The 2,396-nt window shown below is 44.3% G+C and carries 2 protein-coding genes and 1 pseudogene; 1 reads left to right on the top strand and 2 read right to left on the bottom strand.

Annotation, left to right across the window (positions count from 1 at the left end; translation table 11 throughout):
* Window positions 1-531: pseudogene (locus AB4496_RS23165) on the bottom strand (condensin subunit MukF); the annotation flags it as partial.
* A gap of 124 nt (window positions 532-655) precedes the next feature.
* Window positions 656-1,441, bottom strand: a complete 786-nt coding sequence (gene cmoM / locus AB4496_RS23160; RefSeq protein WP_102257365.1) for a tRNA uridine 5-oxyacetic acid(34) methyltransferase CmoM — start codon at window positions 1,439-1,441, stop codon at window positions 656-658.
* Between the two features lie 115 nt (window positions 1,442-1,556).
* Here cmoM and elyC point away from each other — a divergent pair, with 115 nt between their 5' ends.
* A complete protein-coding gene (gene elyC, locus AB4496_RS23155; RefSeq protein WP_009846356.1) occupies window positions 1,557-2,363 on the top strand; it encodes an envelope biogenesis factor ElyC in 807 nt (268 codons plus the stop codon).
* The last annotated feature ends 33 nt before the right edge of the window (window positions 2,364-2,396 follow it).

Genomic DNA, 2,396 nt, shown 5'->3' with positions numbered 1-2,396 from the left:
ATCGATCTGATCAAAAATTTCGCCAACAGAATACTTGAGCACGCCGTACACATTCCTTCTCCAATGCCCCGGAGTTCCACCTTTCTGGGCGGCTTCAATGGCTTTTGCCATCTCATCGGCAACCATAGAAAGCTGGATAGACAGTTTTAATTTAGAAAACTGGCGGTGACGTAAGTAATAATCTGAGATACCAATCGCCAATGGCGATAAGCGATAAATGCTTGCACCATCTGTGATTTCGCTGGTAAAGCGGCTGATCAGCTTCTGTTTAACCAACTCATTGATAGCGTTGTTGGCACGAAACGCGGACGCTTCGCCAGTATCTTCAAACAGTCGAGTGACAATAGTGAATGCATCGTGCAGTTCACCCTCGCCCAACTCTTCATCGAACCTTTCATTGCTTAGTACGGCGATAGCAATCAAAAATGCTAAGCGCTCTGGTGGCAAGTTTAATGAAAAATCATGCTGCTTGACCCAGCCCACCAACTCATCAATTGGCTGCTCTTCGGCAGTTTGAGTCATTTCACTCATTGTGGTTCCTGTTACTGTTGTTCGTCATATCGAACGTATTAGATATGACGCCTATTTCTTTATGACGCGGCTTCTTACGATGGCATAGCGCATGTTGTGGCTTCTTTTACCACATTCACCGCTGTTATTGCGCAGGTTTTTGAGCCCAAACGTGAATATAACGGCCTAGCGACAGATATGGCTCTTGGCGACATAGCTGTTTCTCTAGTTCCAACACATCTTCAAATTGGTAATCGCCCATGTACTCCATATTGCCTATGTAGTCACTGAAAGAGCGAATGCCTGATTTACCACAGATATCTAGACCAGCGTCTTCTATCCATTGATAAACCTCTTCAGGCTTCAAGCCTTTTTGTGGTTGCAGCTTAAACCTTTTTCGATGTAGCATCCCATTCAATACATGAGGAATGTTGCCACAAATCACATTTTTCAGGACTAAACCATGGTGGTTGTAAAACATTATCGAGGCAATACCACCGGGTTTTACTTGTTCCAACAATAAATCAAGTGCCTGTTTAGGGTCTGCTAACCATTCCATTACGGCATGAAACATCACAAAATCGACTTTCTCTTCGAGATGCTCTGCCACTTTTTGTACCGGAGAATGAATAAATCGATATTGCTCGAGCAAACCCGCTTCGCTGATACTTTCTTCTGCGAGCTTCAACATTTCAGAAGAAAGGTCGCACAGAGAAACGTTGTGGCCTAGTGTCGCAATTTTTTGTGACATCTGTGCAAGCCCACCACCGGCATCAAGCACATGCAGCGGCGAAGCGGATTGATCAAACTTGCTCAAAGCTTGTTCTAAATCTTCCCATACGATGCACTGACGGATCTCTCCTTTGTCAGAGCCGTAAATGTTTTTTGCAAATTTGTGGGCAATATCGTCGAAATTACGGTCTTCAGTCACGGCTACTTGAGTTATTATGTCCTATCGTGCCTGCTATTCTGTCACAGGAATTTCAGGAATAAAGAGGCGATGTCTCTTTTTACTACTAAGTGATGTTTTTTCGGACTATTCGGATATGTTTGAGCTGAAAAAAGTAGTGTCTTCGTTACTGATGCCACTGCCAGCAATGTTAATTCTCGCTTTTCTGGGTTTAGCCCTAGTGATGTTTACTGCAAAAAGGAAGACAGGTTGCCTAATTACCCTTTCAGCCCTCTGTGGTATTTTCCTAATCGCTTTCCAGCCTGTTTCTAGTCAACTTTTAATGCCAATGGAAAGGCAACACACCGCTTTTTTACCTATCGATGATACCGTCGATTACATTATGGTTCTTGGAAGTGGTCACGTTGTTGATGACCAAATCCCACCAACATCAGAACTTAGCCGCACCGGTCTGATGCGCTTAAGTGAAGGGATTCGTATCTTACGTCTTTACCCTGGAGCTAAACTCATTTTGTCTGGTTATGGCGCAGGCACTGAGGTGAGCAACGCAAAAATGATGGCTAAAGTAGCGCTAGCACTCGGCGTGGCAAAACCCGATATCATTCTGCTTGAAACTGCGAAAGATACGTGGGAAGAAGCTCGCCAAGCCGCTGCATTTGTTAAGAATAAGAAAATGGTGCTCGTGACATCAGCTAGCCATATGACTCGCGCACTTAATGAATTCAATGCCGCGGGCATGAAACCATTACCAGCTCCAACCAACTACCTTGCACAAGAAGGGATTGTTGAACCATGGAATAAGTATATGCCTAAGGCTATCTATCTCGAGCAGACTGAGCGCTATTGGCATGAGACGATGGGATTAGTTTGGCAAAGCTTGCGAGATTGGCTAGACACAAGTAATGACCCTGTCGAGAGCAGTACTCCGACGGTAAACAATTAAAAAGTTCAGTAAAAAAAAACCGAGGCATCATTG

The sequence above is a fragment of the Vibrio sp. 10N.222.46.A1 genome (genome assembly GCF_041473595.1).
Classification (GTDB): Bacteria; Pseudomonadota; Gammaproteobacteria; order Enterobacterales; family Vibrionaceae; genus Vibrio; species Vibrio tasmaniensis_A.
The sequence above is the reverse complement of the archived record's forward strand: the minus strand, read 5'-3'. Positions and strand labels throughout refer to the sequence as shown.